At 73.3% G+C, this 14,366-nt stretch carries 12 protein-coding genes; 7 read left to right on the top strand and 5 right to left on the bottom strand.

Annotated features, from left to right (window positions below; translation table 11 throughout):
• Positions 1-291: 291 nt before the first annotated feature.
• Both ACPXCS_RS39425 and ACPXCS_RS39420 read left to right on the top strand, forming a co-directional pair.
• Positions 292-1,137, top strand: coding sequence for a class I SAM-dependent methyltransferase (locus ACPXCS_RS39425; RefSeq protein WP_425952320.1), 846 nt, complete (start codon positions 292-294; stop codon positions 1,135-1,137).
• A 131-nt stretch (positions 1,138-1,268) separates the two neighbouring features.
• Complete coding sequence (locus tag ACPXCS_RS39420; RefSeq protein ID WP_425952321.1) at positions 1,269-3,662, top strand: cation-translocating P-type ATPase; 2,394 nt, start codon at positions 1,269-1,271, stop codon at positions 3,660-3,662.
• A gap of 10 nt (positions 3,663-3,672) precedes the next feature.
• On the opposite strand, the gene ACPXCS_RS39415 is transcribed toward ACPXCS_RS39420, so the two are convergent.
• The 3 genes from ACPXCS_RS39415 to ACPXCS_RS39405 all read right to left on the bottom strand — a co-directional run bounded on the left by ACPXCS_RS39415 (position 3,673) and on the right by ACPXCS_RS39405 (position 9,068).
• Positions 3,673-4,581, bottom strand: a complete 909-nt coding sequence (locus ACPXCS_RS39415; RefSeq protein ID WP_425952322.1) for a hypothetical protein — start codon at positions 4,579-4,581, stop codon at positions 3,673-3,675.
• Between the two features lie 172 nt (positions 4,582-4,753).
• Positions 4,754-7,900, bottom strand: a complete 3,147-nt coding sequence (locus tag ACPXCS_RS39410) for a sacsin N-terminal ATP-binding-like domain-containing protein (RefSeq protein WP_425952323.1) — start codon at positions 7,898-7,900, stop codon at positions 4,754-4,756.
• A 241-nt stretch (positions 7,901-8,141) separates the two neighbouring features.
• Positions 8,142-9,068: a DUF3027 domain-containing protein gene (locus ACPXCS_RS39405; protein ID WP_425952324.1), complete on the bottom strand. Its 927-nt coding sequence runs from the start codon at positions 9,066-9,068 to the stop codon at positions 8,142-8,144.
• Between the two features lie 251 nt (positions 9,069-9,319).
• Here ACPXCS_RS39405 and ACPXCS_RS39400 point away from each other — a divergent pair, with 251 nt between their 5' ends.
• The 4 genes from ACPXCS_RS39400 (at position 9,320) to ACPXCS_RS39385 (ending at position 12,822) form a co-directional block, all read left to right on the top strand.
• Positions 9,320-10,753 (top strand): MFS transporter, encoded by a 1,434-nt coding sequence (locus tag ACPXCS_RS39400; protein WP_425952325.1) that lies wholly within the window; start codon positions 9,320-9,322, stop codon positions 10,751-10,753.
• A gap of 62 nt (positions 10,754-10,815) precedes the next feature.
• Positions 10,816-11,289 carry a DUF2771 domain-containing protein gene (locus tag ACPXCS_RS39395; RefSeq protein WP_425952326.1) on the top strand — a complete coding sequence of 158 codons (474 nt, stop codon included), beginning with the start codon at positions 10,816-10,818 and terminating at the stop codon, positions 11,287-11,289.
• Positions 11,259-11,984, top strand: coding sequence for a futalosine hydrolase (locus ACPXCS_RS39390; RefSeq protein ID WP_425952327.1), 726 nt, complete (start codon positions 11,259-11,261; stop codon positions 11,982-11,984). Before ACPXCS_RS39395 ends, ACPXCS_RS39390 begins: the two co-directional genes overlap by 31 nt.
• On the top strand, positions 11,974-12,822 hold the full coding sequence (locus tag ACPXCS_RS39385; RefSeq protein WP_425952328.1) for a 1,4-dihydroxy-6-naphthoate synthase: 849 nt from the start codon (positions 11,974-11,976) through the stop codon (positions 12,820-12,822). The genes ACPXCS_RS39390 and ACPXCS_RS39385 overlap by 11 nt, the downstream gene beginning before the upstream one ends.
• Before the next feature lie 3 nt (positions 12,823-12,825).
• Here ACPXCS_RS39385 and ACPXCS_RS39380 read toward each other — a convergent pair whose 3' ends face one another.
• Complete coding sequence (locus ACPXCS_RS39380; RefSeq protein ID WP_010035896.1) at positions 12,826-13,209, bottom strand: cold-shock protein; 384 nt, start codon at positions 13,207-13,209, stop codon at positions 12,826-12,828.
• A gap of 162 nt (positions 13,210-13,371) precedes the next feature.
• On the opposite strand from ACPXCS_RS39380, the gene ACPXCS_RS39375 reads away from it, so the two are divergent.
• Entirely contained in the window at positions 13,372-13,620 is a 249-nt protein-coding gene (locus ACPXCS_RS39375; RefSeq protein WP_425952329.1) for a hypothetical protein, read from the top strand.
• Here the strand turns inward: ACPXCS_RS39375 and ACPXCS_RS39370 are convergent.
• Positions 13,599-14,222, bottom strand: a complete 624-nt coding sequence (locus ACPXCS_RS39370; protein ID WP_425952330.1) for an HAD family hydrolase — start codon at positions 14,220-14,222, stop codon at positions 13,599-13,601. The two genes, ACPXCS_RS39375 and ACPXCS_RS39370, sit on opposite strands and share 22 nt — an antisense overlap.
• Positions 14,223-14,366: the final 144 nt, after the last annotated feature.

The raw sequence follows: 14,366 nt of genomic DNA, 5'->3' as shown, positions 1-14,366 counted from the left end.
CCCCCCCCCCCCCCCCCCCCCCCCCCCCCCCCCCCCCCCCCCCCCCCCCCCCCCCCCCCCCGACCCACCCCCCACCGCCAGGCGAAAACGCGCACCACCGCCACCGTCAGGCGAACATGCGCACCCCCCCCGTCAGGCGAAAACGCGCACCACCCCCACCGCCAGGCGAAAACACGCACCACCGCCGTCCGGCAGGACACACCCCCGCCCCCTCCCTAGGCTCGATAGAGGCGGCGAACCGCTCACACCCCGTCGCGCGGACCCGCCGCCCGACCGGTGAGGAGCGCAGCCATGACGACGCAGAACGACACGGCCGAGGCCGATCGCGCGCTGAAGGCCAAGCACCGGGCCATGTGGGCCCAGGGCGACTACCCGTCCCTGGCCGCCGAGGTGATCCCCGGACTGGGAGCGATCCTGGTCGAGGCGTGCGGGGTGGGCCCCGGCCACCGCGTGCTGGACGTCGGCGCCGGCTCCGGCAACGCCGCGATCCCGGCGGCCCTGGCCGGCGCGGACGTCGTCGCCTCCGACCTCACGCCCGAGCTGTTCGAGGCGGGCCGGCGCGCGGCCGAGCAGCGGGGGGCGCGCCTCACCTGGCAGGAGGCCGACGCCGAGGCCCTGCCGTTCGGCGACGCCGAGTTCGACACCGTGCTCTCCTGCGTGGGCGTCATGTTCGCGCCGCACCACCAGCGGGCCGCCGACGAACTCGTCCGGGTCTGCCGCCCGGGCGGCATCATCGGGCTGCTGAGCTGGACACCCCCCGGTTTCATCGGACGGATGTTCGCCACCATGAAGCCCTACGCGCCCCCGCCCCCGCCGGGCGCCCAGCCGCCCCCGCTGTGGGGCGACGAGGACCATGTGCGCGCGCTGCTCGGCGACCGGGTCACGGACCTGCGCGCCGAACGCCGGACCGTCCGGGTCGAGCGTTTCGGGACACCGGAGATGTTCCGCGACTACTTCAAGGAGCGCTACGGCCCGACCATCACGGTCTACCGGAACATCGCCGACGACCCCGACCGCGTCGCCGCCCTGGACCGCGATCTCGCCGACCTGGCCCGCGACGCCGGCCTCGGGACGGGCTCCGACGGGACGGCCCTGGACTGGGAGTACCTGCTCTGCACGGCCCGCCGGGCCGGCTGACGCACGGCGGGCACCGGGGTACGACGGCGTACAACTGCCGTACGACCACGGCACGAAGTCCGTCCTTCCCAGGTCGGATCTTCCCGCCTTTCAGCGGGTGGAGCGTCACATCCGCACGTACCGTCGAATGCATGACGCATCTCGACGCGGGTGCCCGGCCCGATTCCGCGCGTCCGGCGACGGTCACCCCACGCGAGACCGGCCTGACCCGCGCTCAGGTCGCCGAACGGGTGGAACGCGGTCAGGTCAACGACGTACCGGTGCGCAGCAGCCGGTCCACCGTCGACATCGTCCGCGCCAACGTCTTCACCCGCTTCAACGCGATCATCGGCGTGCTGTGGCTGATCATGCTGGTGGTCGCGCCGATCCAGGACAGCCTGTTCGGCTTCGTGATCCTCGCCAACACCGGCATCGGCATCGTCCAGGAGTGGCGGGCGAAGAAGACGCTGGACTCGCTGGCGCTGATCGGCGAGGTACGGCCGACCGTGCGCCGGGACGGAGCCGCCGGGCAGGTCAGCACGTCCGAGATCGTTTTGGACGACGTGATCGAGATCGGGCCCGGGGACAAGGTCGTCGTCGACGGGGTCTGCGTCGAGGCCGACGGACTCGAGATCGACGAGTCGCTGCTCACCGGCGAGGCCGACCCGGTGGTCAAGCGCCCCGGCGACCACGTGATGTCGGGCAGCTTCGTGGTCGCGGGCGGCGGGGCCTTCCAGGCGACGAAGGTCGGCCGGGAGGCCTACGCCGCCCAGCTCGCCGAGGAGGCCTCACGCTTCACCCTCGTCCAGTCCGAGCTGCGCTCGGGCATCTCCACGATCCTCAAGTACGTCACCTGGATGATGGTCCCGACCGCGATCGGCCTGATCATCAGCCAGCTGTTCGTGAAGGAGAACGCCTTCGACGACTCCGTCGCCCGCACGGTCGGCGGCATCGTCCCGATGGTCCCCGAGGGCCTGGTCCTGCTCACCTCCGTCGCCTTCGCCATCGGCGTGATCCGGCTGGGCCGCAAGCAGTGCCTGGTGCAGGAGCTGCCCGCGATCGAGGGCCTGGCCCGCGTCGACACCGTCTGCCTGGACAAGACCGGCACCCTCACCGAGGGCGGCATGGACGTCACCGAGCTGCGGCCGTTGCAGGGCGCCGACGAGGCGTACGTGCGCAAGGTGCTCGGCGCGCTCGGCGAGTCGGACCCGCGGCCGAACGCCTCGCTGCAGGCGATCATCGACACCTACCCGGCCGTGGAGGACTGGCGCTGCACCCAGGCGCTGCCGTTCTCCTCGGCCCGCAAGTACAGCGGCGCCGCGTTCAGCGAGGGCGACGGGCAGAGCGGTACGTGGCTGCTGGGCGCGCCGGACGTGCTGCTGCCGGAGGACGACCCGGCGCTCGCCGACACGGTGCGGCTGAACGAGCAGGGCCTGCGCGTGCTGCTGCTCGCCCGGGTCGAGCGGGACCTGGACGATCCCGAGGTGGCGAAGGGGGCGCGGCCGACCGCGCTGGTCGTGCTGGAGCAGCGGCTGCGGCCGGACGCCGCCGACACCCTGCGCTACTTCGCCGACCAGAACGTCAGGGCCAAGGTGATCTCCGGCGACAACGCGGTGTCGGTCGGCGCGGTCGCCGCCAAGCTGGGCCTGTCCGGGACCACCGTGGACGCCCGCCGGCTCCCCGCCGATCCGGACGGCCTGGCGGACGCCCTGGACGACGGCACGGTGTTCGGGCGGGTCACCCCGCAGCAGAAGCGGACCATGGTGGGGGCGCTGCAGTCGCGCGGGCACACGGTCGCGATGACCGGTGACGGTGTGAACGACGTGCTCGCGCTGAAGGACGCCGACATCGGTGTCGCGATGGGCTCGGGCTCGGAGGCGACACGGGCGGTCGCGCAGATCGTGCTGCTGAACAACAGCTTCGCGACGCTGCCGTCGGTGGTGGCGGAGGGCCGACGGGTCATCGGCAACATCACGCGGGTGGCGACGCTGTTCCTCGTCAAGACGGTCTACTCGGTGCTGCTGGCCGTCCTGGTGGTCTGCTCGCAGGTCGAGTACCCGTTCCTGCCGCGCCATCTGACCCTGCTGTCGACGCTGACCATCGGCGTCCCGGCGTTCTTCCTCGCCCTCGCGCCGAACAAGGAGCGCGCGAAGCCGAACTTCGTGCGGCGGGTCATGCGGTACGCGATCCCCGGCGGGGTCGTGGCGGCGGTGGCGACCTTCGCGACGTATCTGATCGCCCGGGAGCACTACACGGGGCCGGCGGCGCTGGACGCGGAGACGAGCGCGGCGACGCTCACGCTCTTCCTGATCTCGATGTGGGTGCTGGCGATCATCGCCCGCCCGTACACCTGGTGGCGCATCGCCCTGGTCGCCGCGATGGGCGGGGCGTTCCTGCTGGTGCTGGTGGTGCCCTGGCTCCAGGACTTCTTCGCGCTGAAGCTGGTGGGGATGACGATGCCGTGGGTCGCGGTCGGCATCTCGGCGGTGGCGGCGGCCACCCTGGAACTCACGTGGAGGTGGGTGGACCGCCGCTTCCCGGCGTAGCGGGTGGTGCTTACTGCACGTCGACGAAGTCGCCCGTGGCGTTGACCGCCGGGGTCGTGGTCGTGCCCGCGAAGGACCAGCGGAAGTAGCCGTCCGTGGAGGCCGTGGTCGTGGTCTTCAGCTCACCGGTGCTGTTCGACTTGATGGTCTTCAGCGTGGTGTAGGTGTCGCTGCCCTTCTTGCGGAACTGCAGCTTCACCGACTGGTTGGTGTAGCCGTGGTACTTGTTGTCGTCCCAGTTGGCGCGGGACAGCTTGCCGGTGACCGTGATGGTCTTGCCCTTCTTCACCGGCTCGGGCGAGGCGTTGACCGTCAGCTTGGAGTAGCGCTGGAGCTTGAAGGAGTTCGTCGGGTCGGTCACCGCGACACCGACGTTGTCCAGGTTGGGGTCGTCCGGGTTCTCGCCGTTGAACGCGACCGCGAAACCGGCCGCCTTCCAGGAGCCCGCGTCCTCGTTGAGCAGCGCGAACGGGTCGATCTCGACGGTGGCCTTGCAGCTGGCGACGGTCGCGGAGGAGTCCGTGCAGGTCGCGTCGTTGCTGTCGAAGTAGAAGATCGACTCCTCGAACGAGGCACCGCGGTAGAGCTCGATGCCCGCGAAGAAGTCCGCGGCGTGGATGTCGACTTCCTTGCCGTGGGTCAGCGTGAAGGACACGGGGACCTTGACCAGGTTCGTCGTGCCGACGACGACGTTCTTGCCGTTGTTGACCTTGACCGAGGAGAAGGTCGCGTTCATGGCGTACGGCAGGCCGCCCTCGGCGGCGGCGAAGGTCGACCGGCCGGAGTCGGCGTGGACGACCTCGCTGGCGGCGGCGATGTCCGCGGGCACCTTCGGCTCGGCGGCCTGGGCGGCCGGCACGGCGAGGGCGGAAAGGGCCAGGGCGCCGGTGACGGCGGCCACGGTGGCTCGGATACGCATGCGTTCTCCAGGTGGAGAGGGGCCCCGGTGCTCGTCGTCGGCTCTCGGGGCCCAAGTGATCGTGGAGTCTGTTGACTCGGATGATCAGATTCCTGAGCAGGGCGCTTGGTTGTACGGCAGGTGAAAAATTTGTGCGGGAGTTTTCACCGGCCGGGTGAACGAGGTCACCGGCTCAGTCGAACCACCGGTCGCGCGCCAGCTCCTTCGTGCGGGACGGGTCCTCCAGCAGCGCCGCCACCTCGAACCGCCGCGGCCACTGCCCCGCCGCCCAGGCCAGTCCCGCGGCGACGCCCTCCAGGGTCGCGGCGTGCAGGACGCCGTCGTCGGTGAGCCGCCAGTCGATCTCCACGCCGTCCACGACGAGTTCGTCGTGCTCCACGTAGGAGGCCGGGGTGCGCGGGCCGAGCAGCACCCGCACCGGCTCGGGCACCTCGTGCTCGGCGCCCTCGGAGGTGACCCGCCCGGTGACGGACTCGCTCAGCCGCCGCACCTGGAACAGCTCGGCCAGGTCGGCGGCGCGGGAGGGCCGTACGGGCAGCAGCGGGACGCCCTCGGTGAACGGCAGCAGGTCGGGCGAGTCGCACACCACGGCGTCGGCCGCGTCCACGACCTCCACCCGGCCGTCGACGACGGCCCGCAGCTCGTCCGGCAGGGTCACCTGCTCCGGGTCCAGCTCGGCCAACGCCCCGTACAGGGCGTGCAGCTGAGCGTCCGTCACCTGCCGCTCGGGGTCGGCGAGCCGGTCGAGCAGCTCGGCGGCGCCGCCGGGCTCGTCGAGCAGCGCGGCGACCGAGGTGCGCACGCCCAGCGCGCGCAGCACCTGCTCGTCCTCGAACCCGGTGGCGTCGGCCTCGTCGTAGAGGCCGCGCAGCAGCGGGTCGCCGCCGGCGGCGCGCAGGCCCGCGGGGCGGCGGCCGGCCAGCACCGGGTTCCCGCGCAGCCACCAGGCCGTGTAGGGGCGGACGAGCTCGTGCGTGCCGTCGTGCAGCAGGATCCGCACCGGCTGCACGATCGCGTCCCGGAGCGGCGGCCGGGACAGCAGCGCCAGCGCCTGCGCCCACTTGTCCTCGTCCACGAGGTCCAGGTCCCGTACGGCGACGATCTCGGTGGCGACCGGCGGCACGGGGCTGTCCGGGAAGCGGTCGAGGACGTCCTCGCACCACACGTCGACGGCGTCCAGCAGGCCCGCGTCGTCGGGCTCGGCGAAGTCGCCCTCGCGCGGCTCCAGTTCGTCCGGGTCGAGGACGACGTCGGTGGCGCGGACGAGCGCGAAGTCCACCAGCACCCCGCAGGCGGCCAGCGGCTGCTCGCCCCACTTGGCGGCCAGCTCGGCGTCCACGGCGGCCAGTTCGCCCTCGCGCATGACCTGGGCGAAGGGGCCGCCGGGGAAGACCAGTTCGCAGGCCGGGGCCGGTTCGCCGTCCTCGTCGGGCAGGGCGAGCGCGCCGAGCCACGGCTCGTCCCCGGGCTCCAGGCCCGCGTCCCGCACCAGCGCGAGCACGGTGTCGGCCAGTTCCTCGGCGTCGAGGGTGTCCTCCTCCCAGTTCACCCCGCCGTCGTCGTCGAGCGACGCGGCGACGGCGGCCCGCACCTGCGGGGTGGTGAGGACGGCCCGCGGGGTCGCGGGCAGCGCGCCCAGCTTCTCCAGGATCGGATGGGCCGCGTCCGGGTGGGCGATCTTCAGACCGAGCCGGGCCAGTACCTCCGGGTCGATCCGGGCGCCGTCCGCGCCGGGCAGCAGCACCTGCCGGGGCCCGATGGTCGTCCTGCCGCCCCCGGTGCCGAAAGCCTCGGAGGTGCCCCCGGCGAGCGGCACGGGCAGCCCCGACAGCCGGTCCGGGTCGACCCCGGCCAGGCTGTCGTAGAGCCGCCGCCACCAGCCCGGGTCCTTCTCCAGGCCGGCCAGCCGGTCGATCGCGTCGGTGAGCGGAACCCGGGCGACCGCCAGGGTCCGCAGCTCCGCGCGGCGTTCCAGCCCGGCGGGCAGCAGGGTGGGCAGCACCTCGGCGAGGACCCGCACGGTGTCCGCGCCGGCGCCCTCCACCAGCTCGGCGTCCCGCGGCCGCAGGGATTCCGGCAGGTCGTCGCCGTCCTGGGGCGGGACCGCGGGCGGCAGGAACGACGTGCGGGGCAGCCGCTCCAGCACGGCCCGACGCAATGCCCCGTCCAGTTCGCCCTTGCCGAGCGGCCCGGGCACGAGGTCCACGATGCCGGCGGTCACCGGGCGCCAGGCGCCGAGCAGTTCGGCGTACGCGTCGGCCGCGCGCTGCACCAGGAAGTCGGTCAGCGGGCCGGGGGCGGCGTGGCGGCGGGTGGAGTCCAGCGGGAACGACGCGATGAGCAGGGCCGGCACGCCGAGCGGCTCGTCGCTGGGGGTGGGGGCGTGCACGACCGGGGTGGTGCGGGGCCGGGCCGGGCTGCCGTCGCTGTCGACGGGGACGGCCCAGGTGACGGACCAGTGGGGCCGCAGCCGCTCCTCGACGGGCCGGTCGGCGAGCAGGTCGGGGGTGAGGGTGCCGTGCGCCGCGGCGGTGCGCCAGTGGGTGACGCCTTCGGCGGAGTCGTCGACGACGGTGAAGGGGCCGTCGGTGCGGCGGGCGAGGGTGCGGGGCTGCTCGGCCCCGATCTCGACGACGACCTCCTGCAGCCCCGGGAGGGCGAGCAGCAGGGCGTCGTCGACGGCCCGCAGCAGCCGCTCGGCGAGGTCGGCGGCGGCCGTGTCGCGCAGCGGCAGGATGACGGCGGTGTCGTAGGGGTCGGGGGCGGTGCCCTCGGCGGCGAACGGCAGGCGCAGCAGCGGCACGTGCCCGTCCCGCCGCCGGATCTCGTCCCCGAGGCCGGGGCTGTGCCGGGCGGTGTCGGAGGCGAGTTCCCTGGCCTCGGCGAGGGACCAGCGGACCCCGCCGTGCCGGCCGACGACGGCGGGCTCGTCGGTCACGGACAGCACGGCGGCGAACCCGACGCCGAACCGGCCGATCGAGGGCGTGTCCCGCTTGGCCGACGCGCGCAGGGTCGACAGCGACTCGACGCCGGCGGCGTCCAGCGGGGCACCGGTGTTGGCGGCGACGAGCACCCCGTCGCGCAGGGTGAGCCGCAGCCGGCCCGGCACCCCGGCCCGGGCCGCCGCGTCGGCGGCGTTCTGGGCGAGCTCGACGACGAGCCGGTCCCGGTAGCCGCCGAGGACCAGGTCCTCCTCGGCGTTGGCGTCCTCGCGGAACCGGGCGGGGCTGGTGGCCCAGGCGTCCAGGACTCCGCGCCGCAGACGTGCCGTGCCGAACGGGTCGGCACCTTCGGCGGCCGGGCGCACGAACTTGCTCACGTTCACTCTCCTCGTCGGCGGCGGGGGCCGTGAGGTCGAAGGTACCGCGACCTGACAGGGCCTCCGGACCAGGTGCCGCGAGCGCCCCGGCACCACCGCCGGCCGGCGCCGCCGGCCGCAAGGAGTGCCCCAGCTCCGCCGCCGACTCGTCCTCCGCCACCGGCACCCACGGGAAGCCCGAGGCCGGACGCAGCCCGAACGAGCCCACCCGGATCCCGCCGCCGGCCGGCGGCGCCGGCCGCTAGGAGTGCCCCAGTTCCGCCGTCGACTCGTCCTCCGTCACCGGCACCGAACCCGAGTCCGAGGCCGGGCGCAGCGGGAACGGGTCCACCCGGGTCTCGTCGATGACCGGCGGCGCCGGCTGCGGCGGGCGCGGCATGACCGCGGCCTCGGAGTGGCCGCCGCAGCCGTAGGCCAGGGAGACCACACGGCCGTCGGCCGGGGAGAACTCGTTGGCGCACACCCCGAAGGCCTGGCCCAGGGAGCCGCCGACGGGGACGAGGAAGCCGCAGCTGACGCAGGCCGCGGGCGCGGACTGGGCCATGGGGGTCTTGGGGCCGAACGCCTCCTCCCAGCGGTCGGCCGCGGAGTGCAGGCCGTAGCGGGACAGGACACGGGCCCGGCGCATGCCCAGTTCCTCGGCGACCGCCGCGATGGAGCCGCGGGACGGCGTCACGGGCAGGCGGGACGGCGGGCCCTCGGTGACGTCCGCGTCCTCCGCCTCCACCAGGTCGGCCATCTCGTGGGAGACCGGCGAGTTCGGCGCCGGTTCGTCCTCGCCCGAGAAGCCGGGCTCCAGGCGCAGGTCCTCGGCGTCCGTGGGCAGCAGGTCGCCCGGGCCCATGTCGCCGGGGCGCAACCGCTCGCTCCACGGCACCCACTCGGGCGCGAGCACCGCGTCCGGGCCGGGCAGCAGCACCGCCTCGTCCACCGTGACGACCTTGGCGCGCGAGGCCCGGGCCACCGTCACGGCCCAGCGCCAGCCCCGGTAGCCGAGCTCGCGGCACGCGAAGAAGTGCGTGACGACACGGTCGCCCTCGGAGACCGCGCCCACGTGCTCACCGACGATTCCCGGGGCGGCGGCCTCCTCGGCTGCGGCACGCGCGAGGTCGACGGCCTCGGCGCACAGACGGTCGGGGGTGCGGCTTCGCGTTGTCGCTGCGCTCACAGGTATCGCTTCTCTCCATACGCCGTCTCGAGTGCGCCACTCCCAGCGCCAAGGCGGGACGGAGCGGACCAGGGGACCGCGTCGACGTCCTTCATCCATTCTGCGGGATGGCTGAGATACGCACGCTACCCTTCCGCCCCACTTCGCGTACACCGACCGGTTCCAGGAACGACAACCCGGACAGTCACCCCACAGGCCCTATACAAGCGGTAATGGCACTACCCACCGCGTTCTCGGGGCACTATGACGTCGTGGCAGCCGCGAAGACGCCCCAGGGCGCCACCGGGACCGGTGGGTCGAAAGGGGTCAAGGAAAGCAGCCGACCGAGCGGACCGGGTCGCATGGGCGGCTCCCTCCGCGCGGTCGGCCGTGCCCTGCACTTCCCGGTGACCGGCACGGCGCGCGGCATCCGCAAGGCCACCCACGCGCACGGCGCGGGCGAGTCGGGCCTCGGCAAGCTGATCGAGCTGCACGGCGTGAACGGCGCCGGCGACGTCATGATCACCGTGGCCCTCGCCTCGACCGTCTTCTTCTCCGTCCCGACCGACGAGGCCCGCGGGCGCGTCGCGCTGTACCTCGCCATCACCATGGCCCCCTTCACCCTCCTCGCGCCGGTGATCGGCCCGCTCCTGGACCGCATCCCGCACGGCCGCCGGGCCGCGATGGCCGGGGCGATGCTGGCCCGGGCGCTGCTCGCGCTGGTGCTGTCCGGCGCGGTCGTCAGCGGCAGCCTCCAGCTGTATCCGGCGGCGCTCGGCGTGCTGGTGGCGTCGAAGGCGTACGGCGTGGTCAGAAGCGCCGTCGTGCCGCGGCTGCTGCCACCGGGGTTCTCCCTGGTGAAGGCCAACTCCCGGGTCACCCTGGGCGGTCTGCTCGCCACCGGCATCGCCGCGCCCGTCGGCGCGGGCCTGCAGCAGATCGGCCCGCGCTGGCCGCTCTACGGCGCCTTCCTGATCTTCGTCGCGGGAACGGTCCTGTCGTTCACGCTGCCGCCGAAGGTCGACTCCGCCAAGGGCGAGGACCGGGCGCTGCTGGCGGCGGACGAGCAGCACCTGCACGGGCCGCACCGCAAGCCGGTCAAGCGCCCCGGGCTGCGCACGGTCGGCCCGGCCGTCACTCACGCCCTGGGCGCCAACGCCTCCATCCGCTGCCTCACCGGCTTCCTGATCTTCTTCCTGGCCTTCCTGCTGCGCGAGCACCCGATCTCCGGGCAGAGCGCCGCCGTGTCCCTGGGGATAGTGGGCGTCTCCGCGGGCGCGGGCAACGCGCTCGGCACGGCCGTCGGGGCGTGGCTGCGCTCCCGGGCGCCGGAGATCATCATCGTGACGGTCGTGGCGTGCGTGCTGGGCGCGGCGATCACGGCCGCGGTGTTCTTCAGCACGGTCCTGGTCGCCTGCCTGGCCGCGATCGCCGGCTTCGCGCAGGCCCTGGCCAAGCTGTCCCTGGACGCCCTGATCCAGCGGGACGTGCCCGAGCTGGTGCGCACCTCCGCCTTCGCCCGCTCCGAGACGCTGCTGCAGATGTCCTGGGTGCTGGGCGGGGCGGTCGGCATCGCCATGCCGCTCAACGGCACGCTCGGGCTCGCCGTGGGGGCCGCGATCGTGGGCACCGGGTGGCTGACGACCGTCCGGGGGCTGCTCGGCTCGGCGCGGCGCGGGGGCTCGGGGCGGGCGCGTGTGGCGTAACCACGCGGTCACGTCACACCCCGCGTGGGAGCTCCGACCGGCAGGCCCGATAGCCTTCCGCCATGAACACGTTGCAATCCGCTGTGCGACGCCGCCGCGCCGTCGCCGTCGCCGGTGTCGTATCCGCCGGACTGCTCGTCCTGTCGGCCTGTGACAAGCCGACGCCGATGGCCACGGTGACCGTGGGCAGCGACTCGGTGAACACCGAGGCCACCTGTGGTGGTGAGGGCGACGCGCTGAAGCAGTCCGACCTCACGCAGTGCCTGAAGGACAAGGGCATCAAGAGCATCTCCGTCGACCCGGACGAGACCGTCCGGTTCGGGGTCGACCCGGAGATCGCCGACGAGGGCTGGACGATCCTGATGAACGGTCAGCCGCTGACCGACGCCAGCAAGAAGACGTACCGCACCATTCCGGGCAGCGTGTTCTTCAACGCCCAGTACGGCGCCCAGGGCAACTCGACGCTGGTCTCCATCAAGGAGGGCGACAAGGAGCCGTCGGGCCTGTGGAACTTCAAGCTGAAGAAGGACGCCTGATCGCTGCCTCCGGGCCGCGCGGCCGGGTGCTGATCGCCACCGCGGTCCCCGTGGAGAGGGACGCGGTGGCGGCGGGCCTCGGCGGTCCGGCCACCGGTGACGGCCTCGCCGACGTGATCGCCGCCGGTGTGGGGCCCGCGCTGGCCGCCGCCTCCACCGGGTCCGCGCTCACCGCGGCCGCCCTCGGGGGCAGCCCGTACGGCCTGGTCGTGTCCGCCGGGATCGGGGGCGGGTTCCAGCCCGAGGCGCCCGTGGGGTCGCTGGTCGTCGCCGACGAGGTCGTCGCGGCCGATCTGGGCGCCGAGACCGAGGACGGGTTCCTCCCGGTCACCGAACTGGGGTTCGGAACCGTCCGGCACCGGCCGCCCGCGGAGCTCGTGCGGCGGGTCGCCGAGGCCACCGGCGCCCGGGCCGGGGCCGTGCTCACCGTGTCCACCGTGACCGGGACGGCCGCCAGGGCCGCGGCCCTGCGCGCGCGGCACCCCACCGCCCTGGCCGAGGCCATGGAGGGGTTCGGGGTCGCCGAGGCAGCCGCCGCCCAGGGCGTGCCCGTGCTGGAGGTCCGGGCGGTGTCCAACCCGGTCGGGCCCAGGGACCGGGACGCCTGGCGCATTCCGGACGCGCTGGCGGCCCTGACCGAGGGGTTCGGGAAGCTCGCGCCCGTACTGGAGAGTTGGAACCGGCATGACAGTTGAGCAGCTGCAGATCGCGTACTCCCCCTGCCCGAACGACACGTTCGTCTTCGACGCCCTGGCCCACGGCCGCGTCCCCGGCGCCCCCGCGCTGGACGTGACCTTCGCCGACATCGACATCACCAACGGCATGGCCGAGCGCGGCGAGTCCGACGTGCTCAAGGTGTCGTACGCGGTGCTGCCCTACGTCCTCGACCGGTACGCCCTGCTGCCCTGCGGCGGCGCGCTGGGGCGGGGCTGCGGGCCGCTGGTGCTGACCCGGGAGGCCGGTGCCGACCTCACGGGGCGCACCGTCGCCGTGCCCAGCGAGAGGTCCACCGCCTACCTGCTGTTCCGGCTGTGGGCCGCGGACACGCTGGACGGCGGGGTCGGCGAGATCGTCGTCATGCCGTTCCACGAGATCATGCCGGCCGTGCGGGACGGGAAGGTCGACGCGGGGCTCGTGATCCACGAGGCGCGCTTCACGTACCACACCTACGGGCTGCACAAGCTCGCCGACATGGGCGAGCACTGGGAGAACACCACCGGGCTGCCCATCCCGCTCGGCGCGATCATCGCCAGGCGGTCGCTGGGCGAGCAGCGGCTGCGGCTGCTGGCCGACTCCGTGCGGGCGAGCGTGCGGGCGGCCTGGGACGACCCGGAGGCGTCCCGGCCGTACGTGATGGAGCACGCCCAGGAGATGGACCCGGCCGTCGCCGACCAGCACATCGGGCTGTACGTCAACGAGTTCACCGCCGACCTCGGGGAGGACGGCTACGCCGCCGTACGCGGGCTGCTGACGCGCGCGGCGGCCGAGGGGCTCGTACCACCCCTCGGCCCGGACGCGCTGCGGTTCCCCTGAGGCTCAGACGTCCAGCTGGTCGGCGACCGCGCGCAGCAGGCCGGCGATCTTCTTGCCGGCGGTCTTCTCCGGGTAGCGGCCCCGCTCCAGCATCGGCGTGATGTTCTCCAGGAGCGTCGTCAGGTCCTGGACGATCGAGGCCAGCTCGTCGGGCTTCTTGCGGGTCGCCGCCGCGACGGACGGGGTCGGGTCCAGGATCGTCAGGGACAGCGCCTGGTCGCCGCGCTGTCCGGCCACCACGCCGAACTCGACGCGCTGTCCCGGCTTGAGCGTCTCGACTCCGGCGGGGAGGACCGAGGAATGGACGAAGACGTCACCGCCGTCGTCGCGGGAGAGAAAGCCGAAGCCCTTCTCGCTGTTGAACCACTTGACCTTGCCGGTAGGCACGTCTGTCCTCGTCCTCGTACTCGTCGGAAAACTGCTTCTGAAACGGCTCTTGATAGCACTCGGGCGGGTCGTACGACCCGCCGGTACCAAGGCTAATGCTCTTGCAGCCGGTGACAAGACGTCACCCGGTTGTTCCTTCGCGCTGGGAACTACCCTGGTCGGGTGCGTGACAAAACCCAAACGAATTCCGCCGCTCCCGGTGACCGCCTGGTCCGTGCCGGAGCCGTCGTCTTCTTCATCGGCGCCGTGGCCACACTGGTCACGGTCGCCCCGCTGTTCCTCGGAACGGAGCCCTTTCCGACGTACATGTTCGGATTGAGCATGCTCATGGCGGTCGGATTCCTGATGGCGGGAGCGGGAGTACTGCGTTCCGTCTCGGCCGGCCGGCGTCAGGCGCGCGCGGGACGGTAGTCCGAAAGCCACCCGGGGAATTCGCTCAGGTCGGTGAGGACGACGTCCGCGCCCGCCGCGCGCAGTTCCTCCGGGGAGCAGGGGCCGGTCGCCACGGCGACGGACAGCGCGCCGGCCGTGCGGGCCCCGCGGACGTCCCCGACGTGGTCGCCGACGTAGACGGACGCGTCGTGCTCGCGCAGGGCCTCGGCCTTCTGCTCGGCCCACAGGTCACCGATGACCGCGTCGGGCTCCATGCCCAGGTGGGCCAGGTGCAGCTTGGCGTTGGGCTCGTACTTGGCGGTGACGACGATCGCCCGCCCGCCCGCCTGCCGTACGGCCGCTATGGCCTCCCGGGCGCCCGCCAGCGCCGGGGTGGCCTCGATGGCGATCGTCGGGTACATCGCCCGGTACACGTCCGCCACGGCCGCCACCTCATCGGCGGGGAACCAGTTGATCAGCTCCTCGGCCAGCGGCGGCCCGAGCCGGGTGACCGCCAGGTCGGCGTCGATGTACGTCCCCGTCCGCTTCGACAGCGCCTGGTAGCAGGCGCGGATGCCGGGACGGGAGTCGATGAGGGTCATGTCGAGGTCGAAGCCGACGGTGAATGCCATATGGGCCATTGTGCCCAGCCGGTGCGCACGGCAGACGCGCGGCTGCCGGCGGCTGGACGGCACTCTCGCAACAGGCCCTAGCTGTATTGACCCGGAGCGTTGTTCACGCGGCTGATCGGTGGCTTGCCGCCGAGTGCGGTGTGGCAGCGGTGG

Source organism: Streptomyces sp. DT190 (assembly GCF_049846985.1).
Taxonomy (GTDB): Bacteria; Actinomycetota; Actinomycetes; order Streptomycetales; family Streptomycetaceae; genus Streptomyces.
The sequence above is the reverse complement of the archived record's forward strand: the minus strand, read 5'-3'. Positions and strand labels throughout refer to the sequence as shown.

What these genes read in the sequence shown, in the direction of transcription:
- ACPXCS_RS39425 (WP_425952320.1), top strand. Translation starts at nt 292, where the DNA reads ATGACGACGCAGAACGACACGGCCGAGGCCGATCGCGCGCTGAAGGCC.
- ACPXCS_RS39420 (WP_425952321.1), top strand. Translation starts at nt 1,269, where the DNA reads ATGACGCATCTCGACGCGGGTGCCCGGCCCGATTCCGCGCGTCCGGCG.
- ACPXCS_RS39415 (WP_425952322.1), bottom strand. Translation starts at nt 4,581, where the DNA reads ATGCGTATCCGAGCCACCGTGGCCGCCGTCACCGGCGCCCTGGCCCTT.
- ACPXCS_RS39395 (WP_425952326.1), top strand. Translation starts at nt 10,816, where the DNA reads ATGAACACGTTGCAATCCGCTGTGCGACGCCGCCGCGCCGTCGCCGTC.
- ACPXCS_RS39385 (WP_425952328.1), top strand. Translation starts at nt 11,974, where the DNA reads ATGACAGTTGAGCAGCTGCAGATCGCGTACTCCCCCTGCCCGAACGAC.
- ACPXCS_RS39370 (WP_425952330.1), bottom strand. Translation starts at nt 14,222, where the DNA reads ATGGCCCATATGGCATTCACCGTCGGCTTCGACCTCGACATGACCCTC.